The 19,478-nt window shown below is 37.8% G+C and carries 19 protein-coding genes and 1 pseudogene; 7 read left to right on the top strand and 13 right to left on the bottom strand.

Annotation, left to right across the window (positions count from 1 at the left end):
* Positions 1-270 precede the first annotated feature (270 nt).
* From FHY47_RS03310 to FHY47_RS03295, 5 genes are all read left to right on the top strand, one after another.
* Positions 271-3,216 carry an SH3 domain-containing protein gene (locus FHY47_RS03310; protein WP_148629646.1) on the top strand — a complete coding sequence of 982 codons (2,946 nt, stop codon included), beginning with the start codon at positions 271-273 and terminating at the stop codon, positions 3,214-3,216.
* A 190-nt stretch (positions 3,217-3,406) separates the two neighbouring features.
* Positions 3,407-3,679: a phospholipase A2 family protein gene (locus FHY47_RS19070; protein WP_139891105.1), complete on the top strand. Its 273-nt coding sequence runs from the start codon at positions 3,407-3,409 to the stop codon at positions 3,677-3,679.
* A 268-nt stretch (positions 3,680-3,947) separates the two neighbouring features.
* Positions 3,948-4,715, top strand: coding sequence for a YqjF family protein (locus FHY47_RS03300; RefSeq protein WP_139891106.1), 768 nt, complete (start codon positions 3,948-3,950; stop codon positions 4,713-4,715).
* A 288-nt stretch (positions 4,716-5,003) separates the two neighbouring features.
* Entirely contained in the window at positions 5,004-5,162 is a 159-nt protein-coding gene (locus FHY47_RS18805; RefSeq protein ID WP_187393419.1) for a hypothetical protein, read from the top strand.
* Between the two features lie 428 nt (positions 5,163-5,590).
* Entirely contained in the window at positions 5,591-7,972 is a 2,382-nt protein-coding gene (locus FHY47_RS03295) for a DUF6359 domain-containing protein (protein ID WP_148629645.1), read from the top strand.
* A gap of 98 nt (positions 7,973-8,070) precedes the next feature.
* Here FHY47_RS03295 and FHY47_RS19495 read toward each other — a convergent pair whose 3' ends face one another.
* The 6 genes from FHY47_RS19495 to FHY47_RS18800 all read right to left on the bottom strand — a co-directional run bounded on the left by FHY47_RS19495 (position 8,071) and on the right by FHY47_RS18800 (position 10,504).
* Positions 8,071-8,193, bottom strand: a complete 123-nt coding sequence (locus tag FHY47_RS19495) for a phage holin (protein ID WP_375138409.1) — start codon at positions 8,191-8,193, stop codon at positions 8,071-8,073.
* Positions 8,194-8,360: 167 nt separating this feature from the next.
* Positions 8,361-8,738, bottom strand: coding sequence for a hypothetical protein (locus FHY47_RS03285; protein ID WP_066104215.1), 378 nt, complete (start codon positions 8,736-8,738; stop codon positions 8,361-8,363).
* Between the two features lie 12 nt (positions 8,739-8,750).
* Positions 8,751-9,065 carry a hemolysin XhlA family protein gene (locus tag FHY47_RS03280; protein WP_066104219.1) on the bottom strand — a complete coding sequence of 105 codons (315 nt, stop codon included), beginning with the start codon at positions 9,063-9,065 and terminating at the stop codon, positions 8,751-8,753.
* A 163-nt stretch (positions 9,066-9,228) separates the two neighbouring features.
* On the bottom strand, positions 9,229-9,846 hold the full coding sequence (locus tag FHY47_RS03275; protein WP_139891109.1) for a glycoside hydrolase family 25 protein: 618 nt from the start codon (positions 9,844-9,846) through the stop codon (positions 9,229-9,231).
* A gap of 290 nt (positions 9,847-10,136) precedes the next feature.
* A complete protein-coding gene (locus FHY47_RS19145; protein ID WP_257468928.1) occupies positions 10,137-10,259 on the bottom strand; it encodes a hypothetical protein in 123 nt (40 codons plus the stop codon).
* 107 nt (positions 10,260-10,366) lie between these two features.
* Positions 10,367-10,504, bottom strand: a complete 138-nt coding sequence (locus FHY47_RS18800; protein WP_180349899.1) for a hypothetical protein — start codon at positions 10,502-10,504, stop codon at positions 10,367-10,369.
* 211 nt (positions 10,505-10,715) lie between these two features.
* Between FHY47_RS18800 and FHY47_RS19550 the strand changes: the two are divergent.
* Positions 10,716-10,948: pseudogene (locus FHY47_RS19550) on the top strand (tyrosine-type recombinase/integrase); the annotation flags it as partial.
* Between the two features lie 112 nt (positions 10,949-11,060).
* Here the strand turns inward: FHY47_RS19550 and glnA are convergent.
* The 4 genes from glnA to hflX form a co-directional block, all read right to left on the bottom strand.
* Positions 11,061-12,395, bottom strand: coding sequence for a type I glutamate--ammonia ligase (gene glnA, locus FHY47_RS03265; protein ID WP_066104225.1), 1,335 nt, complete (start codon positions 12,393-12,395; stop codon positions 11,061-11,063).
* A gap of 46 nt (positions 12,396-12,441) precedes the next feature.
* The gene (locus FHY47_RS03260; protein ID WP_066104229.1) at positions 12,442-12,855 is read right to left on the bottom strand and encodes a MerR family transcriptional regulator; all 414 of its coding nucleotides are present in this window, start codon (positions 12,853-12,855) and stop codon (positions 12,442-12,444) included.
* Positions 12,856-13,540: 685 nt separating this feature from the next.
* Positions 13,541-14,806 carry a methionine gamma-lyase family protein gene (locus FHY47_RS03255; RefSeq protein WP_139891110.1) on the bottom strand — a complete coding sequence of 422 codons (1,266 nt, stop codon included), beginning with the start codon at positions 14,804-14,806 and terminating at the stop codon, positions 13,541-13,543.
* A gap of 15 nt (positions 14,807-14,821) precedes the next feature.
* Entirely contained in the window at positions 14,822-16,072 is a 1,251-nt protein-coding gene (gene hflX / locus FHY47_RS03250; protein WP_066104235.1) for a GTPase HflX, read from the bottom strand.
* A gap of 145 nt (positions 16,073-16,217) precedes the next feature.
* Here hflX and FHY47_RS03245 point away from each other — a divergent pair, with 145 nt between their 5' ends.
* Complete coding sequence (locus tag FHY47_RS03245) at positions 16,218-16,820, top strand: trimeric intracellular cation channel family protein (protein ID WP_148629644.1); 603 nt, start codon at positions 16,218-16,220, stop codon at positions 16,818-16,820.
* Between the two features lie 127 nt (positions 16,821-16,947).
* Here the strand turns inward: FHY47_RS03245 and FHY47_RS03240 are convergent, their stop codons facing one another.
* From FHY47_RS03240 to hfq, 3 genes are all read right to left on the bottom strand, one after another.
* Entirely contained in the window at positions 16,948-17,706 is a 759-nt protein-coding gene (locus tag FHY47_RS03240; RefSeq protein WP_148629643.1) for a hypothetical protein, read from the bottom strand.
* A gap of 291 nt (positions 17,707-17,997) precedes the next feature.
* A complete protein-coding gene (spoVK, locus tag FHY47_RS03235; RefSeq protein ID WP_066104245.1) occupies positions 17,998-18,951 on the bottom strand; it encodes a stage V sporulation protein K in 954 nt (317 codons plus the stop codon).
* 271 nt (positions 18,952-19,222) lie between these two features.
* The gene (hfq, locus tag FHY47_RS03230; RefSeq protein WP_066104248.1) at positions 19,223-19,450 is read right to left on the bottom strand and encodes an RNA chaperone Hfq; all 228 of its coding nucleotides are present in this window, start codon (positions 19,448-19,450) and stop codon (positions 19,223-19,225) included.
* Positions 19,451-19,478: the final 28 nt, after the last annotated feature.

Genomic DNA, 19,478 nt, shown 5'->3' with positions numbered 1-19,478 from the left:
TTCTACATTATTATTACCTTTATTCCTTTTTTTAATGAAAAAATAACATCTAAATTATGGAATCTTACATTTCTCGCTAAAGATTTCCCAAATTATGCCGATATGTGATATAGCACCCTCTATGACATTTTATGATGGAGACATTTTTTAGTTACTCATTTTATCCTTAAATATGTTTGGGATTGATTTAACTGGTCTTTGCAGTTGTCTGACAAAAATATATGCCATACAGCCTTGTAAAACTGAGGGAGAATAAAGGAGGATGTACATTTGCAAAATCAAAAGGCAAGCCATAAGCCATTGGTCTATAAGGGTACAACACTTTTATTATCTGCAGGATTTATCCTATATAGCGGGGATACATCATTAAAATTATTGGACACCAAAAAGGCAGAAGCATCTAGTGTTACGTATTACGAAACCACTTCTAATTTAAATTTACGAGTCAGTAATTCTACTAAAAGCACTGTACTCTTAACCATCCCTAAAGGGGAAAAGATTAGCTACCTTGCAAAAAGTGGTTCTTGGTTCAAAGTGAAATTTAACAATCGCACAGGATGGGTCAATAATAAGTATGTGAAGAAAGCTGAAAATATTACTTCTAGTAAAGCAATTGTGTCTGGCTATCAAACTACAGCTAATCTTAATTTACGATCCAAAGCGTCAACCAATGGGAAAATCCTGAAAACCATACCTAAAGGGAAAACCCTAACCTATATTTCCACTAGCGGTTCTTGGATTAAAGTAAAATATCAAACTACTACGGGCTGGGTTAGTTCAGATTATGTAAAAAAAATAAATGAGAAAGCTAAGGTTGAACCTGCTGTGGTGAAATCTGCTGTTGTTACCAGCAGTTCATCAGCCTACACAACGAAAGCTAACCTTAATTTACGATCATCCGCTTCAACAAAAGGAGCTATTTTAACGACGATTCCTAAAGGGAAATCCGTTACTTATGTTTCCAAAAGCGGTTCATGGTTCAAAGTAAAATATGGCGGTAAAACCGGTTGGGTCAGCTCCAGTTATTTAAAAGCTAACTCAGCTGCTGCTAAACCAACAAACGGTACAGGCACACCATCTACCGTGGCAAAACCACAGCAAGAGGTTACGTACCAAGCAACAGCTAATTTAAATTTACGATCCTCTTCTTCCACAAAAGGATCTATTCTTACGACGATTCCTAAAGGGAAATCCGTTACTTATGTTTCTAAGAGCGGTTCATGGTTCAAGGTGAAATATAGCGGTAAAACCGGTTGGGTCAGCTCCAGTTATTTAAAAGCTAACTCAGCTGCTGCTAAACCAACAAACGGTACAGGCACACCATCTACCGTGGCAAAACCACAGCAAGAGGTGAAGTATCAAGCGACAGCAAATTTAAATTTACGTTCTTCTGCTTCAACGAAAGGATCCATTTTAACGACAATTCCTAAAGGGAAATCTGTTACTTATGTTTCCAAGAGTGGTTCTTGGTTCAAGGTGAAATATAGCGGTAAAACTGGTTGGGTCAGCTCCAGTTATTTAAAAGGTGTTACACCGGTTAAAAATGAGAGTCCCTCCCCTTCTGTTGAAAAACCAAAGGCGAATTTGACTTATCAAACTACTGCTAAACTGAATCTAAGAACTGAGGCTTCTACCCAGGGGTCTGTATTAACGCTTATACCAAAAGGAGAGAAAGTTACCTATCTATCAAAAAACAGTTTTTGGTTTAAGGTGAAGTATGGAAACAAAACAGGTTGGGTCAGCTCTGAATTCCTAAAGGAAACAACTGAAGATAAAAAAGAGGAAGTAAAGAATAAAGAGATTTATACGACAACTGCTAATTTGAAGTTTCGAATTTCAGGCTCTACCAGTGCAACAGTCATTACTACTATACCTAAAGGAAAGCAGGTTACGTATTTATCCAAAAAAGGGGCATGGTATAAGGTTTCCTTTAACTCACTTACAGGCTGGGTCAACTCATCCTACCTGGTAAAAGGAGCATCTACCTCCGATTCCTCTAATCCAATCAGTTCAGATTCCTATGTAACGATGGATTTAAGGACAAAATCATCCGTAACAGCTGCTCAGATTAATACGTATATTGCGAAAAATGCAACCTTCTCCAACAGTGTTCTATATAACAGGGGAAGCATATTTATTGATGCAGCAAACAAGTATGGCGTGAACGCTTTGTATCTTGCAGCACATGCCATTCATGAGAGCAATTTCGGTAAATCGACTATATCATTGGCAAAAAATAATCTGTTTGGTTACGGAGCCTACGATGCAGCTCCATTCGTGGGTGCTGTCAAATTTAATACAATCAAATCAAATATTGAATTTATTGCTCAAATGATGAAAGCAACGTATTTAAATGAAGGATACTGGTCCTATAAAGGTGCTTATCTTGGTTCTACCGTTAAAGATAGTAATGGGAATAGAATCGACAGCCTAAGCAGCGGGATGAATTTTTATTATGCGAGCGATTCAAATTGGGGAAAAGCGATTGCCAAACATATGTCGGCAATGCTTGATTACAGTAACGAGGGTGCAAAAAATGCCACCCCGAATAAAAAGGTGCCAAGCAGACCCTCTTATTCTGATGCAAAAGATGTCTTTCCTACCGGTACTCTTGCTGTAGCCCATAAAACAATTAATCTGACATCAGCAGATAACACAGGTTCAACCGTTTATCAGACAACTTCAAACCTAAATTTGCGATCAAGTGCTTCAACAGATGGTTCTATTCTGCTCACCATTCCTAATGGGAAAACGATAACCTATCTTAGTGCAAGTGGTAGCTGGTGTAAGGTTCAATATAACGGAAAAACCGGCTGGGTCAGTTCTGAATATGTCACAAAAACAAACTCAGGATCTTCTGTCAGCATTCAAGCAGGAGAAACCTTTAATTTACTAGAAAAACATAACAATGAGTCTTTAAAAGTAAAATACAAAGGGAAAATGTATTATACATCCAGTTTTGGATTAAGCAGTTATTATAAATACATGTCCGTTAAAAATCTGGCGCGTGTGGATGCTACATCCTTAAAAGTCCGTTCTGCTGCGAATACAGGCAGCAGTATAGTCGGTACCCTATCTAATTATCAATATATTGAGCTATCGGTTGATTCAAAAAACAATCCGGAAACCAGCAATGGATGGTATAAAGTGAAACTTTCAAATGGTACACAAGGATGGGTTTCCGGAATGCATATTATCCGTGAATTGAATAAATAATAGATTGTGAGATTGTCATATCTTAGTTTTTAGCCCAGAGATTCACTCTGGGCTTTTTTCTATAAGGATATATTTGTTTTGTCACAACAGCCCATTAGAAAACAAAAGGAAACATTCACTATTTATCCGCCCTTACGTTTTGTCCGACTCCTCATATATTAATTATAAAGATTTATATGGAGGTGGAAGTATGCAAAGAAGAAGAAGACGTGCAGGCAAAGGACTATGTTATCCAGGATATAATTGGTGCGGTCCTGGCTGTTCCGGTCCATGGGGACCTACTAATCAAGTAGACTCATGCTGCAAGAAACATGATGACTGTTATAAGAGATTTGGACCCACCAAACAGTGTGACGAGATGCTGTTAAACTGCCTTCAATCACAAATAAATCCTCGAACAAAAATGGGACGAGATGCTCGATTGTTTTACAATGTCATGCGCCTTAGGTATGATCTCCGATAATTTAATCAGAAACTATAAAAAGCCTCTCAAATCTTTTTGATTAGAGAGGTCTTTATTTTTACCTATACATTACATCAGTACTATTAGATCTGGAAATTTTATATTTAACTCCATATTTCCCTCAGCTATAATCACTCTTAAATATTATGTAAATTGCATTCCCTCTTGTTCTATTCTTTTTATTATGCCGTGTTGCTTTATCGGAATGTTTAATATCTATATATATGGGCAAAACATTTAATATACCTAGAGAAATGAGGCGGAATTTATGTATTTTGAGTTGAAAGAAACGAAACATCGCCCTTTCCCTTTACCGAAATCACCGTGGGTACTGACCCAGGTATGGAATGATATGCTATTTTTACATTATCAAATAGATCCCACCCTTCTCCGTCCATATGTGCCGGAGGAATTGGAGATTGATTTATATGAAGGAAAAGCATGGATTTCGATTATTCCCTTTAAGATAACTAAAATGAGAGCAAGAGGGCTTCCACATTTTCCATATCTTCATACTTATTTAGAGCTGAATGTACGTACATATGTTAAATACAAGGGTGTTCCTGGTATTTATTTTTTTAGTTTGGATGCTGATAAACTATTAGCCGTCTTGGGAGCACAAGTGGGCTTGGGCCTACCTTATAAAAAAGCACATATGTACTTTCAACAAGATAGGGATCAATTTTATTTTCAAAGTGTACGAGAAAGCAGTAAACAAACCTATCAACTCGATGTTCATTATGAGCGTAAACAGATTTTATACGAACCCCTGCCGGACTCTTTGGATTTTTGGTTATTAGAACGATACAGTATGTATAGTATTTGGGGCGATTTAATCATACGCGGAGATATTCATCACGATCAATGGAAAGTAAGTATGGTTCATGCGCATATTTCAACTAATACTATGCTCGACTTTTTAGGAGATGAAACACTCGATCCTGCACCACAGCATATGCATTACTCGAGAAGAAAGCGATTTTTATTTTTCCCTCCAAAAATTGTGGGCAAAATTAAACACTCCACAGACAAATAATCTATACAATAGGTGTAATCTCGACTATATTATGTTAAACGAAAATATACTCTCTTTAGTCTGGTTAGATAAAAGTATTTAACTGAATTCTTCTTAATTCATTCTCCCTTTTATCATACCCATCAGTTGGGTAAATGATTGCTACCATGCTTACTCCTATCTTTTCGGTAAATTGGCTTTCTTTTGACTTCTTAATAATATTAAAATGTAAACTCCTATTAATCTATTCGTAACATTGTAACTATATAATGGTACTATAATAGTTTTCCAGAAGGATAGATGCTAAAAATGGACATAAAAGAGCCAACGAAAAAAACGAATTCAGTAACCATACCTCCGGTGATTAAAGATTATATCGGAAATAAAACTACATTAGAAGATTTAGAGCAACTGAAGCATTTGGTTGCAAAAAGATATGCTGAACTTAAAGTACCCCGTCTCGATTAACGGGGTTTTTTATTTGCCTACATTCAACCTCTATTCATACTTTTCCTACTTAGTGTTTTCTCTTCATTTTTTCTATAATTCTTACCCCGTATTTTCCTATCCTAGTTCATCAAATCTGCACCTTAACTTCATTAAGATGTTAATCTAATGAAAATAAAAAGCTCTCTCCTAGGCTCATTCTGGCTATAGTATTCTCTCAGCCCTATATTTAATAGAAGAAACTCGATATTTTTTACTAAACGATATTTCTAACTTCAAAAAATTGAGGATTCAGAGTCAATACCTTTCTAAAAAACAATAGAATCATGACTTTTTACTTATATTGACTATAACTTTCAATTGAAAGATGAATCTAACCACCCTGTACTAATTGCCCTCTTTTTTGTAGTATATGGGAGAAATGATAGAAATTTAAAGGAGAGTGTCGAATGTCAAAATCCAATATTAATCGTTTCTTCGTCCCAGCCTTTCTCGTGTTCCTGCTCCTCTTATCGTTCATTCCTGCGGTAACACCCAAGGCAGATGGACCAATTACTGTAACAGAGGCAATAGCAAACAATACAGGCAATGCTACTGTTGAAGGCTATATCGTTGCCCATACGACAGGAAATAATAGCTACAATTTTGAAGCACCATTCAGCAGTGATTTTAATATTGCGTTAGCTGATTCACCCAATGAAACGGATAAAGAAAAACTGCTTCCTATCCAGCTCCCGGCTAAATTCCGAGCAGAATTTGGGCTTCAGTCTAATCCATCCATCATCGGGAGTAAAATTCACGTTACTGGAAATCTTGAGGCTTACTATACATTGCCTGGATTAAAATCACCTACCTCCATTGTTTTTGCAGAAGAACATGATCCAACTCCGAAAGCTGCCGCTGCTGCGAGCTCAGTCTCTCCAGGACCAGTATCAGCTGGAACAGCTATTTCCTTAACTACAGAGACGGAAAACGCAACCATCTACTACACAACAAATGGGATGGAACCTACCATAGACAGCGAAGTGTACACGACCCCTATCATCATCGCAGAAAACACGACAATTAAAGCAATCGTCGTAGCAGACGGCTATAAAAACAGTGATATTGTATCACTAGCCTATTACATTGCCACTAGCGGTTTACAGATACATGACATTCAAGGTGCCGAGCACCACTCTCCATATCAGGATCAATATGTGGCAGATGTTGAAGGCATCGTAACTTATATTGCCGATGCTAACAACTTTTACATGCAATCTCTAACGCCTGATAAAAACCCTGCCACCTCAGAAGGCATACTTGTCTATAAAAGAAACCATGCTGCACAAGTTGGTAATACCATTAAAGCAAGCGGTCAGGTTAAAGAATGGGTACTTGAAGGTTATGCAGAAAAATTAACAACGGATTTACCGGTTACAGAAATCAATGCTACTAACATTACGATTGTAAATGACTCACAACCGCTCCCTAAGCCGATTGAGATTAGCCCGCTTAAAGGACAGCCAACACGAATCATCGATAACGACCAGTTCAGCAAGTTTGATCCATATCAGGACGGGATTGATTATTACGAGAGCCTAGAGGGAATGCTCGTAAACATTAAACAGCCGAAGGTTATTGCACCGCAGGATTATGGCGAACTATATGTAGTGTCAAAATATACTTTACTCAACACCCTGGCAAAAGGCTTGAGGATTTCAGAAAACGATTATAACCCTGAGCGACTCATCATTGATACTGGTGATTCAAGCTTTGTTACCAAGACAGGCGATTCATTTACTGGAGATATTCATGGTGTTGTAAGTTATGGTTTCAGCAATTACCGAATCTTATCTGATAAAGAAAATTTACCAGAGCTTAAAAACGGTAGCCTGAAACAAGAGGTAACGAAATTTAAGCAACATGCCAAAAAACTGACAGTCGCTTCCTATAACGTAGAAAATTTCTCCCCGAAGGAAAGCGACGAGAAAACTACTAAACTTGCAAAAGCCATTACTGACAATTTAAATCAGCCTGATATCATTGGACTTACTGAAATACAGGATAATGATGGTGCCACAAATAGCGGTAATACAGATGCAAGTGCAAGCTATCAAACATTGATTGATAAAATCAAAGAGTTGGGCGGTCCTTCTTATTCATTCACAGATATTGCGCCGGTTAATAATCAAGACGGAGGCGCTCCTGGAGCGAATATTCGCGTTGGATTTTTATATAACCCAGAGCGAGTGTCACTCACTCCTGCTCCAAAAGGCAGTGCGAATGAAGCAGTCAGCTATGAAGATGGCAAACTGACAGCTAATCCAGGACGAATTGATCCTGAAAATCCTGCTTTCGATAGTAGTCGTAAGCCTTTAGCTGCCCAATTCACCTTTAATGGGAAGGATGTTATCGTCATCGCTAACCATTTTAATTCAAAAGGCGGAGATCAGCCGCTCTTTGGAAAAAACCAGCCGGCTATATTGTCTAGTGAGGAGCAGCGCATTAGCATAGCAAATGTGGTGAATCAATTTGTAAAAGAAATCCAGTCCAAGAACAAGAATGCCAATATTATTGCTCTCGGAGACTTAAATGACTTTGAATTTACAGATACACTCAAAACACTGAAGGGAAGGGAACTGACGAATATGATTGATTTGATTCCCTCAATTGACCGCTATACGTATGCCTATCAAGGAAATTTACAAGTGCTAGACCATATCCTTGTTTCGAAACCACTAACATTGCGTACAGCTGTTGATATCGTTCACATCAACGCTGCCTTCATGGAAGAACACGGACGGGCAAGTGATCATGACCCTGTATTAATCCAAACCATGCTAAAATAATGCTCAATAAATTCTTGAGAAGGCGGTCCTAAAAGGATTGCCTTCTCTTCTTTTATGTAAGGCAGAGTTTTGAGATGATACGTCTTAGGTAACGCATATTATGAACACAAGAAACCCAATGGTACATATACATCGGGTTTGTCATCTCTTGGCACTTCATAAGTCAAGGCTTGTCTACTGTCTCCTATTCCTTTAATGGTCGGATCCTGAACAATACCAATCCAGCTAAAATAACCACAAAAATCAAAACTAATTGTGGTGTATCATCTTCTGCGACAGACGGCATGACTCCTATTAAACCGAGCAACTTATATATAAAGCTGGTGACTAAAGTAGCAAATGCAATAATAAGGTTGGGTTTTTAAAACGTACTTTCCAATTCATTCTATCACTCCATTAACTTAGTATGCCTAACTTCAAATATATTTAAAAGGCTGAATGCTGACAGTAAAAAGAAAATCCCTGCCCCCCAATTTAAGGACATTTCACTCGTGGCATAAGAAACAGCAATGATTAAATAAATTAAGGCGGATAACCCTAACCCAAACTTTCTCATTACATAACTATTAATAACCAGCCCAATAACCTTAATGGTAGCTGCAGAAAAGAAAATGAGAGCAAACAATGTCTCGCTTCCCAACTGACTTAAAGTTCCATATAACTCTGGCAATTGCTGAAACATATCATTGTTGAACATACATACCATAGCAAGGTAATAGCTCAATATACTAACTAGTGCCTCAAAATATGGTATAGACCTTTTCATCATCCACCCTCCTTAGTTCAGTTTTTGTATAGCAAACACAATAAAACCGATAACCGCTGGAATAGTTCCACCTATAACGGCAGCGGTCACAGTTCTTCTTAACCATACAGTATCTCCTTTAATGTCTTTTAGGGTTTCTAAAATACCAGCAATCTGTTGATCGTGTACAATTTGTGTACTACGCATTTGGTCCAACCGATCCTCCTGCTTGTCCATCCGGAGTTCATGTTTTTCAAAACGCACGTCCTGTTTATCAAATTGCCCTTCCGTCTGACGCTTGTACTCTTTGAACTCTTCTAACATATTCATCACCAACTGTTTTAACATGTAACCTTCACCCTCATCATATGCGAAGAATCTTTCTTTTGTGCCATAATTAGACTTTGTAACTATCATTTAATGTCTGAATAGTTGGCCAAGAGAATGGCTCACTTTACACGAGCATCACTTTAGGCAAAAAAAGAGGACTCCAACTAGAAGTCCCCTCATACTATGTGATTTGATCATACTTACCCGTGAAATAACTCAATGGTTTATTACTTATAATTGCATTCAAGTCTACATTACCAGCATATCCATCTACTATTCCTTTGTCTGTAAACTGCCATAAGTCGCAAACATAGTCAGGTTTCCTGCTACTTGCTCGCATGCCATTGTTACGCCCATAAGAAGGTATCCAAACAGCATCAAAGTCTCTTATATCGATATTAAAGGATTTATAAAGATGATTGGCAATATATATCCCTACTTTCTTCACCCCAAGAGCTCTCAATTTCTTTGCATAGACCTTAACCCCTGCTCTCATATCTTTCATGCTCTTCTCCTCAACGTCAAGCCAGTAAACAGGCGGGCTAAATTCTTTAGTCCGGTTATAAAAATCAGTAGCCTCTTTCTCCATATCAGAGATCGAAATACCTCTTACCCACGCATAGGCATTAGTTGGTACACCACGCTTATTAAATTCCTTGTGATGAGTTTTATAATGTCTGTCGATTGTAGAAGATCCATACTGAGTACGAACAATAACTAAATCCACTTCCTTGGCTAGTTTGTCATAATTTATAGATGATGGTGGCTGGTGATGTGAAATATCTATAATTTTCCCCATTTTTATCAGTACCCCCTTTTATTAGAATATATAAAAAGAGCCCTGGAGGACACTTAAAATAAATTAAACGGCAACTATAGTTTTTGACAGAGGCGAGCAATTTTGCTGGGCATAAAAACTGACTCGCTTTTTTATATTAAATCCTTAAATGGTAAGACTTCTCCCCTTCCCTTAAGGGATTGTGTGCACTATATTGGCCGAGCATACACCTGGATTCTGCTTGCCGTTTTTTATCCAACTAAGGCGATCTATAAAGGGCTTTTCGCCATGTCCTTCACAAAGTGGATGGGCTAATTTTTTCTCGCTATAACAGCAAACTTCTCTTTAGAGTGTATTCTTAGTTGTTTCTCCAGAAATTCATCCGCTTCCGGTTCCCATGGAATTCTAGCATCAGTTTTCCATGTGTATCTCATTTTTATCGCCTCCTACTTTTATAATATCAGTCAGAGGCGATTTATTAATAAGAGGTAAAAAGTTTTTATAAAAAAGAGGACTTCCAGAGTGGAAAGTCCCTTTAATTTTAAATTTTCAGCTTTTCTAATTCGTTTAATTTTAAATGCAAAAGAAGAATTTTTTGATTCACTTCCTTAGATGATTCCACATGTTGAAGCAAATAGCGTAACCGCATGGTGTGGAAAATACACAAAAGTTTCTTCATATATAATCATCCTTTATCCGACTTACGTTAATAATAGCGTTGGTATATAACTTCAACAAGAGGCTCAAGATGCGGTTCATTTGTCATATACAAATAAGAGGAATCCCACTTAGGAACCCTCTTATTTATTCTTCTCATGTTACCGCATAGTATGTTCCAATTATACTTTAAATCCACGAAACCTTTCGCACAGGATATTCATTTCCTGTAACTATTTAATGCTATGGAACGAATCCATAAAAGAGCCGGATTGCCAAAGATACAATTCACGCTTTAAGGCATACTCATGCTGTTCTACTTCTAGAATCAGGAGCTTCGATGAAATACATCCAAGTACGATTGGGTCATGGATCCATTCAGATCACCGCTGATGTGTACTCTCGCGTCTCTAAGAAAATCGAAAAAGATACTATGGAGAAATTTGAAGATTTCACAAAAAGTTAAAATGTTTAGAGGCGGGGCAAAAGCGGGGTGAAAATTTGGACAAGCTAAAAACATGTGATTGCCCCACCAAATAAAAAACCCTTGACGCTAGCAGTGTCAAGGGTTTCAGCTATTAATACATTTGAAGATATTGTTCTCTCTCCCATGGATGAACTTGGGTTCTAAACATATCCCATTCAATCTCTTTTGCTTCTACAAAGTGTTCCAGGATATGATCACCTAGACCATTCATGATGACTGGGTTTTTTTGTAATTCTACTAACGCTTGATATAATGTAGACGGAAGATCTTTAATACCTTCTTCAGCACGTTCTTGTGCAGACATTACATAGATATTACGGTCAATTGGCGCCGGAGCTTTTTTCTGATTTCTAATGCCATCAAGACCAGCGCTAAGTAATACCGCCATAGCTAGGTATGGATTTGCAGTTGGGTCAACAGAACGTACCTCAACACGTGTGCTCAATCCACGGGAAGCCGGAATACGGATTAGTGGGCTACGGTTACGAGCAGACCATGCAACATAACAAGGTGCTTCGTATCCAGGAACTAGACGTTTGTATGAGTTAACTGTTGGATTTGTTACTGCCGTGAACGCAGGCGCATGCTCAATGATACCAGCAATGAATTGATGAGCTGTCTCGCTCAATTCGATATTTCCTTTTGTATCGTAGAAAGCATTCTTTCCATCAGAGAATAAAGATAAGTTCATGTGCATACCGGAACCATTCACACCGAACAATGGTTTTGCCATGAAAGTTGCGTGCAAGCCATGTTTACGAGCAATTGTTTTTACTACCAATTTGAACGTTTGGATTTGGTCACATGCTGTAATCGCATCAGCATATTTAAAATCAATCTCATGTTGTCCTGGAGCTACCTCATGGTGGGAAGCTTCAATTTCAAATCCCATCTCTTCTAGCTCAAGAACGATATCGCGACGGCAATTTTCACCTAAATCTGTAGGAGCAAGGTCAAAGTATCCGCCTTTATCATTTAACTCCAAAGTTGGTTCCCCTGCTTGATCCAATTTGAATAAGAAGAATTCTGGTTCAGGCCCAAGATTGAAATCTGTGAAACCTAGCTCTTTCATTTCCTCTAACACACGTTTTAAATTAGCACGTGGGTCACCTGAGAAAGGTGTGCCATCCGGATTGTAAATATCACAGATTAAACGAGCCACTTTTCCTTTTTCAGCAGTCCAAGGAAAAATTACCCATGTATCAAGATCTGGATATAAAAGCATATCAGATTCTTCGATACGAACGAACCCTTCAATGGATGAACCATCAAACATCATTTTATTTTCTAATGCTTTATCAAGCTGACTTACTGGAATTTCTACGTTTTTAATTGTTCCCAGAATGTCGGTAAATTGTAATCGAATAAATTTCACATTTTCATCTTTAGCTAACTTTCTAATATCATCCGCAGTGTATTTCCCCATCTTCCTTTTTCCTCCTTAAATAATAAAGCTTTTTATATTTTAATTTTTAATTAAAAAACCGATGCATATCACCAGATTGGTTGCTGCCTCTCGTTGTAAAGCGGCCAGCCTTCAAAATTTCATCACGCAATAATTTTCTTAATTGCGCATTGGTCAATTCTGGTTTTGTTTCTTCTTTAGAATGTTCATCTTTAGCAATTATTTCAGTTTCATTATAAATAGAAGGTTCAAGAATTTTTTTAATTCCAGCCATATTTATGCCTTGATCAAGCAATTCTTTAATTTCCAAAAGACGATCAATATCGTTTAACGAAAACATCCTTCGATTACCCTCTGTTCTGGCTGGATAAACCAATTTGTGTTCTTCATAATAACGGATTTGACGTGCAGTTAAATCGGTCAGCTGCATGACAATACTCATTGGAAAAAGTGGCATGGTTCTTCTGATGTTACCGCTCACCACTACATCCTCCTTCAATACCTCTTCTTGATATTGTTAGTTTATGCCATGTAAACTTCTTTGTCAATCATATGTAAGGTTTTCTGACATGGAATCTCTGGAGTAATGTATCATTTTAACTGCTTTACTTCTTTTACCCCAAATTCAGACAATTAACCTATTAATTTATGAATAAAAGCAACAAGCTGGTCCTTATTTTGAATTTCACATAAAAAAGCACTTCTATTTACACATTAATTCAACTCTTTTCCACTAAAAAGTATACCTACCTCTATGGAGCAAATACACCAAGATACAGAAAAGATATTGCACAGACACACTAGAGGTGTATAGAAGATGCAGGAAAGCCACGGTATCCTACGCCTATCTTACATCTATCAAACACCTTTAATTAGGAATAGGTGTAACAAAGATGTAGCATAGCATCTATTCAGCACCTTCCAGACACCTTTGACCCCGCATAGGTGCGGCATAGGTGTGCCATGGGTGCAGCATAACACCTATCCTCCACCTTTCAGACACCTATGCTATGCGATGCCATTCAATAAACAGCTAATATGATATAGATAAACAGAGTTCACTTTGAATCCCACGCTCTGCAAATAATCGGTTACTTGTAACTCACACTGACCATTTTTACTAATAAAAAACTCCCCTATTCCAAAAATAAGGGAGTTATTATCAGTTACTTAATTAATCCTTTTTCAATCATCTGATCGATCGCTTTGCAAATGGCTATTTTAACATGTGAGTACGTTAGACCACCCTGTACAAAAGCGGTATATGGCGGTCTTAACGGACCGTCAGCCGTTAATTCGATACTCGCTCCCTGGATAAACGTTCCGGCAGCCATGATTACATCATCCTCATATCCAGGCATATAGGCAGGATATGGCGTCACATGAGAGTTAATTGGTGAAGCGAACTGAATCTGCTGACAGAACAGCACCATCTTATCTCTGTCATGGAATTGGACTGATTGGATTAGATCTGTTCTTGGTTCGTTCCATGTAGGTGAAGGGTTAAATCCCCATTTTTCTAACATAGCTGCTGTAAAGATTGCTCCTTTTAAGGATTGTCCAACAACATGCGGAGCCAGGAAGAATCCTTGGTACATTTCCAATAAACTGTACAAGGAAGCACCCGCCTCAGCACCAATACCCGGTGTTGTTAAACGATAAGCGCATCGTTCTACTAAATCAGCTCTACCGGCAATATAACCACCCGTTTTCGCTAAACCTCCGCCAGGATTTTTAATTAAGGAACCAGCCATTAGGTCCGCACCAACCTCAGTAGGCTCCATTTTCTCAGCAAACTCTCCATAGCAGTTATCAACAAAGACAACGACATCCTGTTTGATAGCTTTTACAAACTGAATCATTTCCTTGATTTCTGCAATTTTAAATGATGGACGGTTATCATAGCCTTTTGAGCGTTGAATTCCAATTACCTTCGTATTTGGTTTAATGGCTTTTGCTACTGCATCAAAGTCAACATACCCATCTTCCTTTAAAGCGACAGATTGATAGGATATTTGATATTCCTTTAAGGATCCTATACCACTTCCGCGTATGCCAACAATCTCTTCAAGCGTGTCATATGGCTTTCCAGTGATGTATAAAAGCTCATCTCCAGGGCGTAACACGCCGAATAAGGAAGTTGAAATAGCATGTGTTCCAGATATGATTTGCGGGCGGACAAGTGCCGCTTCGGCTCCAAATACATGAGCAAACACCTTTTCCAATGTATCTCTTCCCATATCATCATACCCATAACCTGTTGATGGATTAAAATGGGCATCACTAACCTGATTTTCCTGGAAGGCTTTCAATACCTTCGCTGTATTAAAGTCTACATTTTCTTCAATTTCTAAAAATCTTTCAGCAATCATTTTTTCAGTTTCCTGAACAGTTTCTTTAATTCTCTCACCGTTCTTTAATTGTTCAAACATGTTGTATTCCTACTCCTACTCATAATTTTTAATAATTCCCATGATTGCATGGTCTGCTAAAGCAAGTCCCTTTAGATGATAGGTCTCATTGCTTTCATGAAACTCGGTTGATTTAACGATTGTCTCATCCTTTAACCGGGCTATAATTTTCCCTTCATTAGCTGGAATCATTACGGAATATGGTTCCATAAAGCTTTCAACCAATTTTTCCATTTCTAAAAGGAGTTGTTGAATCCCTTCATCCTGACGAGCAGATATATGAATGGATTTTTCCTTGGATGTCGGTACAAATTCAGAATGGGCGGCATCTTTTTTGTTATAGACAATCAATTGAGGAATATCCTCAGCACCCAAATCCTCGATAATTTTTTGAACGGTCTTCTCATGATTATAAGCATCAGGATGAGAAGAATCCACTACATGTAAAATGGCATCGGATTCTGTCACTTCTTCAAGCGTGGATCTAAATGCCGCAACAAGGGAGGTAGGTAAATCCTGAATAAATCCAACAGTATCACTGATAAGGACCTTGTATCCAGATGGAAGAAGACATTCCCTGGTCATCGGATCAAGGGTAGCGAACAGTTGATTTTCCTCATAAGAATCCGCTTCAGCCAGACGGTTAAACAAGGTTGATTTACCGGCATTCGTATAGCCAGCCAATGCAATTTGGAAACGATTATTTCGTTTTCTGCGTGCTCTGTAACGTTCCCTATGCTTAACAACTGAATCCAACTGCCTTTTGATCTCATCCAAGCGACGTCGAATGTGGCGTCTGTCAGATTCCAGTTTGGTTTCCCCCGGTCCCCTCGTTCCAATACCGCCACCGAGTCTTGATAATTCAGTACCTTGCCCCGCCAATCTTGGCAGCATATATTGCAATTGGGCTAACTCTACTTGCATTTGACCTTCGCGAGAACGCGCACGTTGAGCAAAAATATCTAAAATCAACTGGGTACGGTCAACGATTCTAGTTCCCAGCTCTTTACCTAGATTTCGTATTTGACTGGGAGACAATTCATCGTTAAAGATTACGACATCCGGTTCTAGCTCTTCAACTAATGCAATAAGCTCCTCGACTTTCCCTTTTCCGATATATGTAGCAGGATGAGGCTTAACTCTCTTTTGAGACACTAATACAAGAGCCTGCCCTCCGGCAGTTTCCGTTAGTGATTCAAGTTCCTCCATAGAGGATTCAAATCGACTGTCATCAATATCTTCTCGCTGACAACCAACTAGTATAGCTTTTTCATATGTTTCTTCCATTATGTCACTTCCCTCAATAGTTCACTATTCTTCTTATCATACCAAAAAAATCACCCGTTCCAAACACTGTATTCAAATGATATGATAAATTAGCCAGATTTTAAATGATTATTTGAATTTTATTTAAGGAGAAAAAGAAAAAAGTATGACATGGGATGTATTAAGCATTATCGGAACAATCGCTTTTGCGACCAGCGGAGCCTTGGTGGCGATGGAAGAGGAATATGACTTATTTGGCCTTTATTTACTCGGATTTGTAACAGCCTTTGGGGGAGGTGCCATTCGCAATTTGCTGCTCGGGATCCCAATAATCCATATTTGGGAACAAAACGGATTATTTTTTATCGCATTCATTTCTATAACTATTGTTTGTTTATTTCAGCATTCGCTTTTAAAGCATTGGAACAGGTGGGGGAATTTTTTTGACGCAATCGGTTTAAGCGCATTCGCTGTACAGGGCGCTTTACTAGCAACGGAAATGAACTTACCGCTTATTGCGGTTGTATTTGCTGCTATCCTGACAGGAAGTGGCGGCGGTATCGTACGAGATGTCCTCGCAGGCAGGAAGCCAATACTGTTAAGATCTGAGATTTACGCAATTTGGGCAGGTATTGCAGGTCTCTTAATCGGCCTCGGAACGATGACATCCAACCTTGAATTATACCTTTTATTTATTATTATTACCTTTTTACGAATGCTTTCTTATCTATATGAATGGCATCTACCAGTTGTTAAGAGAAGTTACTGATTAAGAATCCACTACATAAATATCCTACTAATCCACTTTCATAGATTCGTATTTATATAGTCTAGATGAAAAATGATAAGGGCCTTGCTGTTTTCTTAGCAAGGCTCTTTAATCTGTATTGATTACCTTAAGTGCCATACTCCACAACTGGCATGAATCCTTTTACCTCATAATCAGAAATCTCTATAAATGAAAAATCATGACGATGAAAAATAGCTCTGATTTTAGAAGAGAACTCCCTCTTATACTCAAGAATGCATTTTGTTGTTTCAAATTCCCATACACATAGTTTATTTTCTTCTATAAATAAGCCGTATTTGTAGGTAAGTGCAAAGGTAATTAAATTTCCTGTATCAAAAGGAATTTTCATCGTTTTTTCTTCTTCAAGTTGCTCGTTGAGTAATACCAACTCATTTCTCTCTGGATTGATACCAGCATAGGGCTTGTATCGAGCAAACAGAGGATTATAGTCAAGATTATAGTGGATAGCCTTGTTATAAAAAGACTCTAAACCACTGAATGGAGATACATAGTTCAATATATTGTTTCCAATACCCTCTCCATATACACCTTCATCTCCATATGTACATAGAACGCCATCTTTGTAAGGAAATAACTCATGAATATGTGAACCAACCTCAAATTCAGATACAAATTTACCCGTTAATGAATAAAAAGATAGAGTCGTATTGTATAAAAGACAGAAATGGTCTTTTGTGAATCGAATAATATGGTGACCCTTGGGAAGAGTTAAAATAAGTTCTCCGTTTAATTGAACCGTATTTTCACCGGTGTTTTTTAACAAAACAATCAAATCTTCTTTTTTACAATCTGCATCAATTATTACCTGTTTGCTTGTAAATATAATTTCTTCTATCAAATTCATCTCGTTTAACCTTCTACTCTCATTCCACTTCTCGATCTTTATGGCAAGAGATTGTTAATATAAAATCTACCATTCCAACCTATGCAACTAACTAAAATTTACCACAAAATCTAAATTATTAATAGATTACTTAGACGTGGTAGTTCGTTAATTCCCTGCGTTTGATTTTAGTATTCTAACCTACTAATAATCACCATCTTAGAAATATTTCATTATGACTATTTCTCAAAAAAACAAATGCCCCAAAAGCTTTATGACAGCTTACGGGGCACTCATATTTATTCGTATCTCTTACTCAAACGTATCGAACACTAGGTCATCACTTCGGATGGTCATTAATTCCCGACGTTCATATTGATCCGACAGCAAAAGACGCATTGCCTGAGTTCTGATTGATTTTTCTATTACATTCCTTACATATCTACCATTGGAAAAGGATTTAAGATGTAGAACATTTGTTAAATAATATAGATGATCGCGCAGTTTTCTTTCCGCGTCCAGACTATAAACGTATTGCCTGGCACTTAACATTCGGTTCCCTATATCCATTAATTGATCAACCGTGTAATCCGGAAAATCAATGACAATCGGAAAACGGGATTGCAGGCCTGGATTCAAGGTTAAAAAATACTCCATTTCCCGTGAATATCCGGCAAGAATAAGAATAAATTCATGCTGCCGATCCTCCATATGCTTTACCAATGTATCAATCGCTTCCTTACCAAAATCCTTTTCACCACCCCTTCCCAAAGAATAGGCTTCATCAATGAAAAGAATACCCCCAATTGCCTTTTTGATTAAATCTCTCGTCTTTTGAGCTGTGTGTCCTATATATTCTCCTACAAGATCTGCCCGCTCAGCCTCGATTAAGTGGCCTTTGCTCAAGACATTCATCTTTACAAATAAATCTCCTATAAGCCGTGCGACCGTCGTTTTTCCAGTACCGGGATTACCTTTAAACATCATATGAAGCGCCTGTTTTTCAGCCTTAAGGCCAGCTACTTCCCGTTGTTTATTCACATAAATCCATGCATAAATTTCCTTTATAACTTTTTTCATTTCCTCCATGCCTACGAGACTATTCAATTCAGCTTCAATTTCTTTTAGGGCTATATGATGAGAAGGTATATCCTTTGGTAATGGAGGAACATTTAGAATCGGCTTAACCTGAGCCTTTGCTTGACCATTTTTCAATACAACATTAATTTGCCCATTATTTCTCACTCGCATTGGCTGTTGCTCCATTTGATCACCTCTTTAATGAAGCCGTGTCCCCCCTTTTTTACCTAACACATTCGACAAAGTGAAGGCAAAATAGACAAGGGCACCCCTGAAACTACAATATAAATTTATTTTTTACCAATAAAGGTGTGCCTGATTGTCACATACTGCGATTGCCCGGAAAATAATTATATTTCCTCTCCTTATTTATATTCCCAACACCCTCCATACAGAATGAAAAAATCAGTTAAATAAAAAACAGACTCACCGTAGAGGGAGTCTGCCGTACTTATCCTTAACCTTCAAGGTCAACTTGTACATTTTTTTGAGGAGCAAATGTTGAAATCGCATGTTTGTAGACCAGTTGATGTTTACCCTCTGTTTCAATTAAGACTGTAAAATTATCAAACCCTTTTATCAGTCCGCGTAACTGAAATCCATTAAGTAAAAAGATTGTTACATATACATTTTCCTTACGCAATTGATTTAAAATTTGATCTTGAATATTGATTCCTTGTTTCATTTTTTTGCCTCCTCTTTTCTCTCTATAG

The sequence above is a fragment of the Bacillus sp. E214 genome (genome assembly GCF_008087365.1).
Taxonomy (GTDB): domain Bacteria; phylum Bacillota; class Bacilli; order Bacillales; family Pradoshiaceae; genus Pradoshia.
This window is presented reverse-complemented; position numbering and strand designations above follow the sequence as displayed.

Bases quoted from the DNA above. Each gene is read 5' to 3' on its own strand.
- FHY47_RS19070 (WP_139891105.1), top strand. From the start codon at position 3,407: ATGCAAAGAAGAAGAAGACGTGCAGGCAAAGGACTATGTTATCCAGGA.
- FHY47_RS03300 (WP_139891106.1), top strand. From the start codon at position 3,948: ATGTATTTTGAGTTGAAAGAAACGAAACATCGCCCTTTCCCTTTACCG.
- FHY47_RS18805 (WP_187393419.1), top strand. From the start codon at position 5,004: ATGGACATAAAAGAGCCAACGAAAAAAACGAATTCAGTAACCATACCT.
- FHY47_RS03295 (WP_148629645.1), top strand. From the start codon at position 5,591: ATGTCAAAATCCAATATTAATCGTTTCTTCGTCCCAGCCTTTCTCGTG.
- FHY47_RS03285 (WP_066104215.1), bottom strand. From the start codon at position 8,738: ATGAAAAGGTCTATACCATATTTTGAGGCACTAGTTAGTATATTGAGC.
- FHY47_RS03280 (WP_066104219.1), bottom strand. From the start codon at position 9,065: ATGTTAAAACAGTTGGTGATGAATATGTTAGAAGAGTTCAAAGAGTAC.
- FHY47_RS03275 (WP_139891109.1), bottom strand. From the start codon at position 9,846: ATGGGGAAAATTATAGATATTTCACATCACCAGCCACCATCATCTATA.
- FHY47_RS19145 (WP_257468928.1), bottom strand. From the start codon at position 10,259: ATGAGATACACATGGAAAACTGATGCTAGAATTCCATGGGAACCGGAA.
- FHY47_RS18800 (WP_180349899.1), bottom strand. From the start codon at position 10,504: ATGAAGAAACTTTTGTGTATTTTCCACACCATGCGGTTACGCTATTTG.
- glnA (WP_066104225.1), bottom strand. From the start codon at position 12,395: ATGGGGAAATACACTGCGGATGATATTAGAAAGTTAGCTAAAGATGAA.
- FHY47_RS03255 (WP_139891110.1), bottom strand. From the start codon at position 14,806: ATGTTTGAACAATTAAAGAACGGTGAGAGAATTAAAGAAACTGTTCAG.
- hflX (WP_066104235.1), bottom strand. From the start codon at position 16,072: ATGGAAGAAACATATGAAAAAGCTATACTAGTTGGTTGTCAGCGAGAA.
- FHY47_RS03245 (WP_148629644.1), top strand. From the start codon at position 16,218: ATGACATGGGATGTATTAAGCATTATCGGAACAATCGCTTTTGCGACC.
- FHY47_RS03240 (WP_148629643.1), bottom strand. From the start codon at position 17,706: ATGAATTTGATAGAAGAAATTATATTTACAAGCAAACAGGTAATAATT.
- spoVK (WP_066104245.1), bottom strand. From the start codon at position 18,951: ATGGAGCAACAGCCAATGCGAGTGAGAAATAATGGGCAAATTAATGTT.
- hfq (WP_066104248.1), bottom strand. From the start codon at position 19,450: ATGAAACAAGGAATCAATATTCAAGATCAAATTTTAAATCAATTGCGT.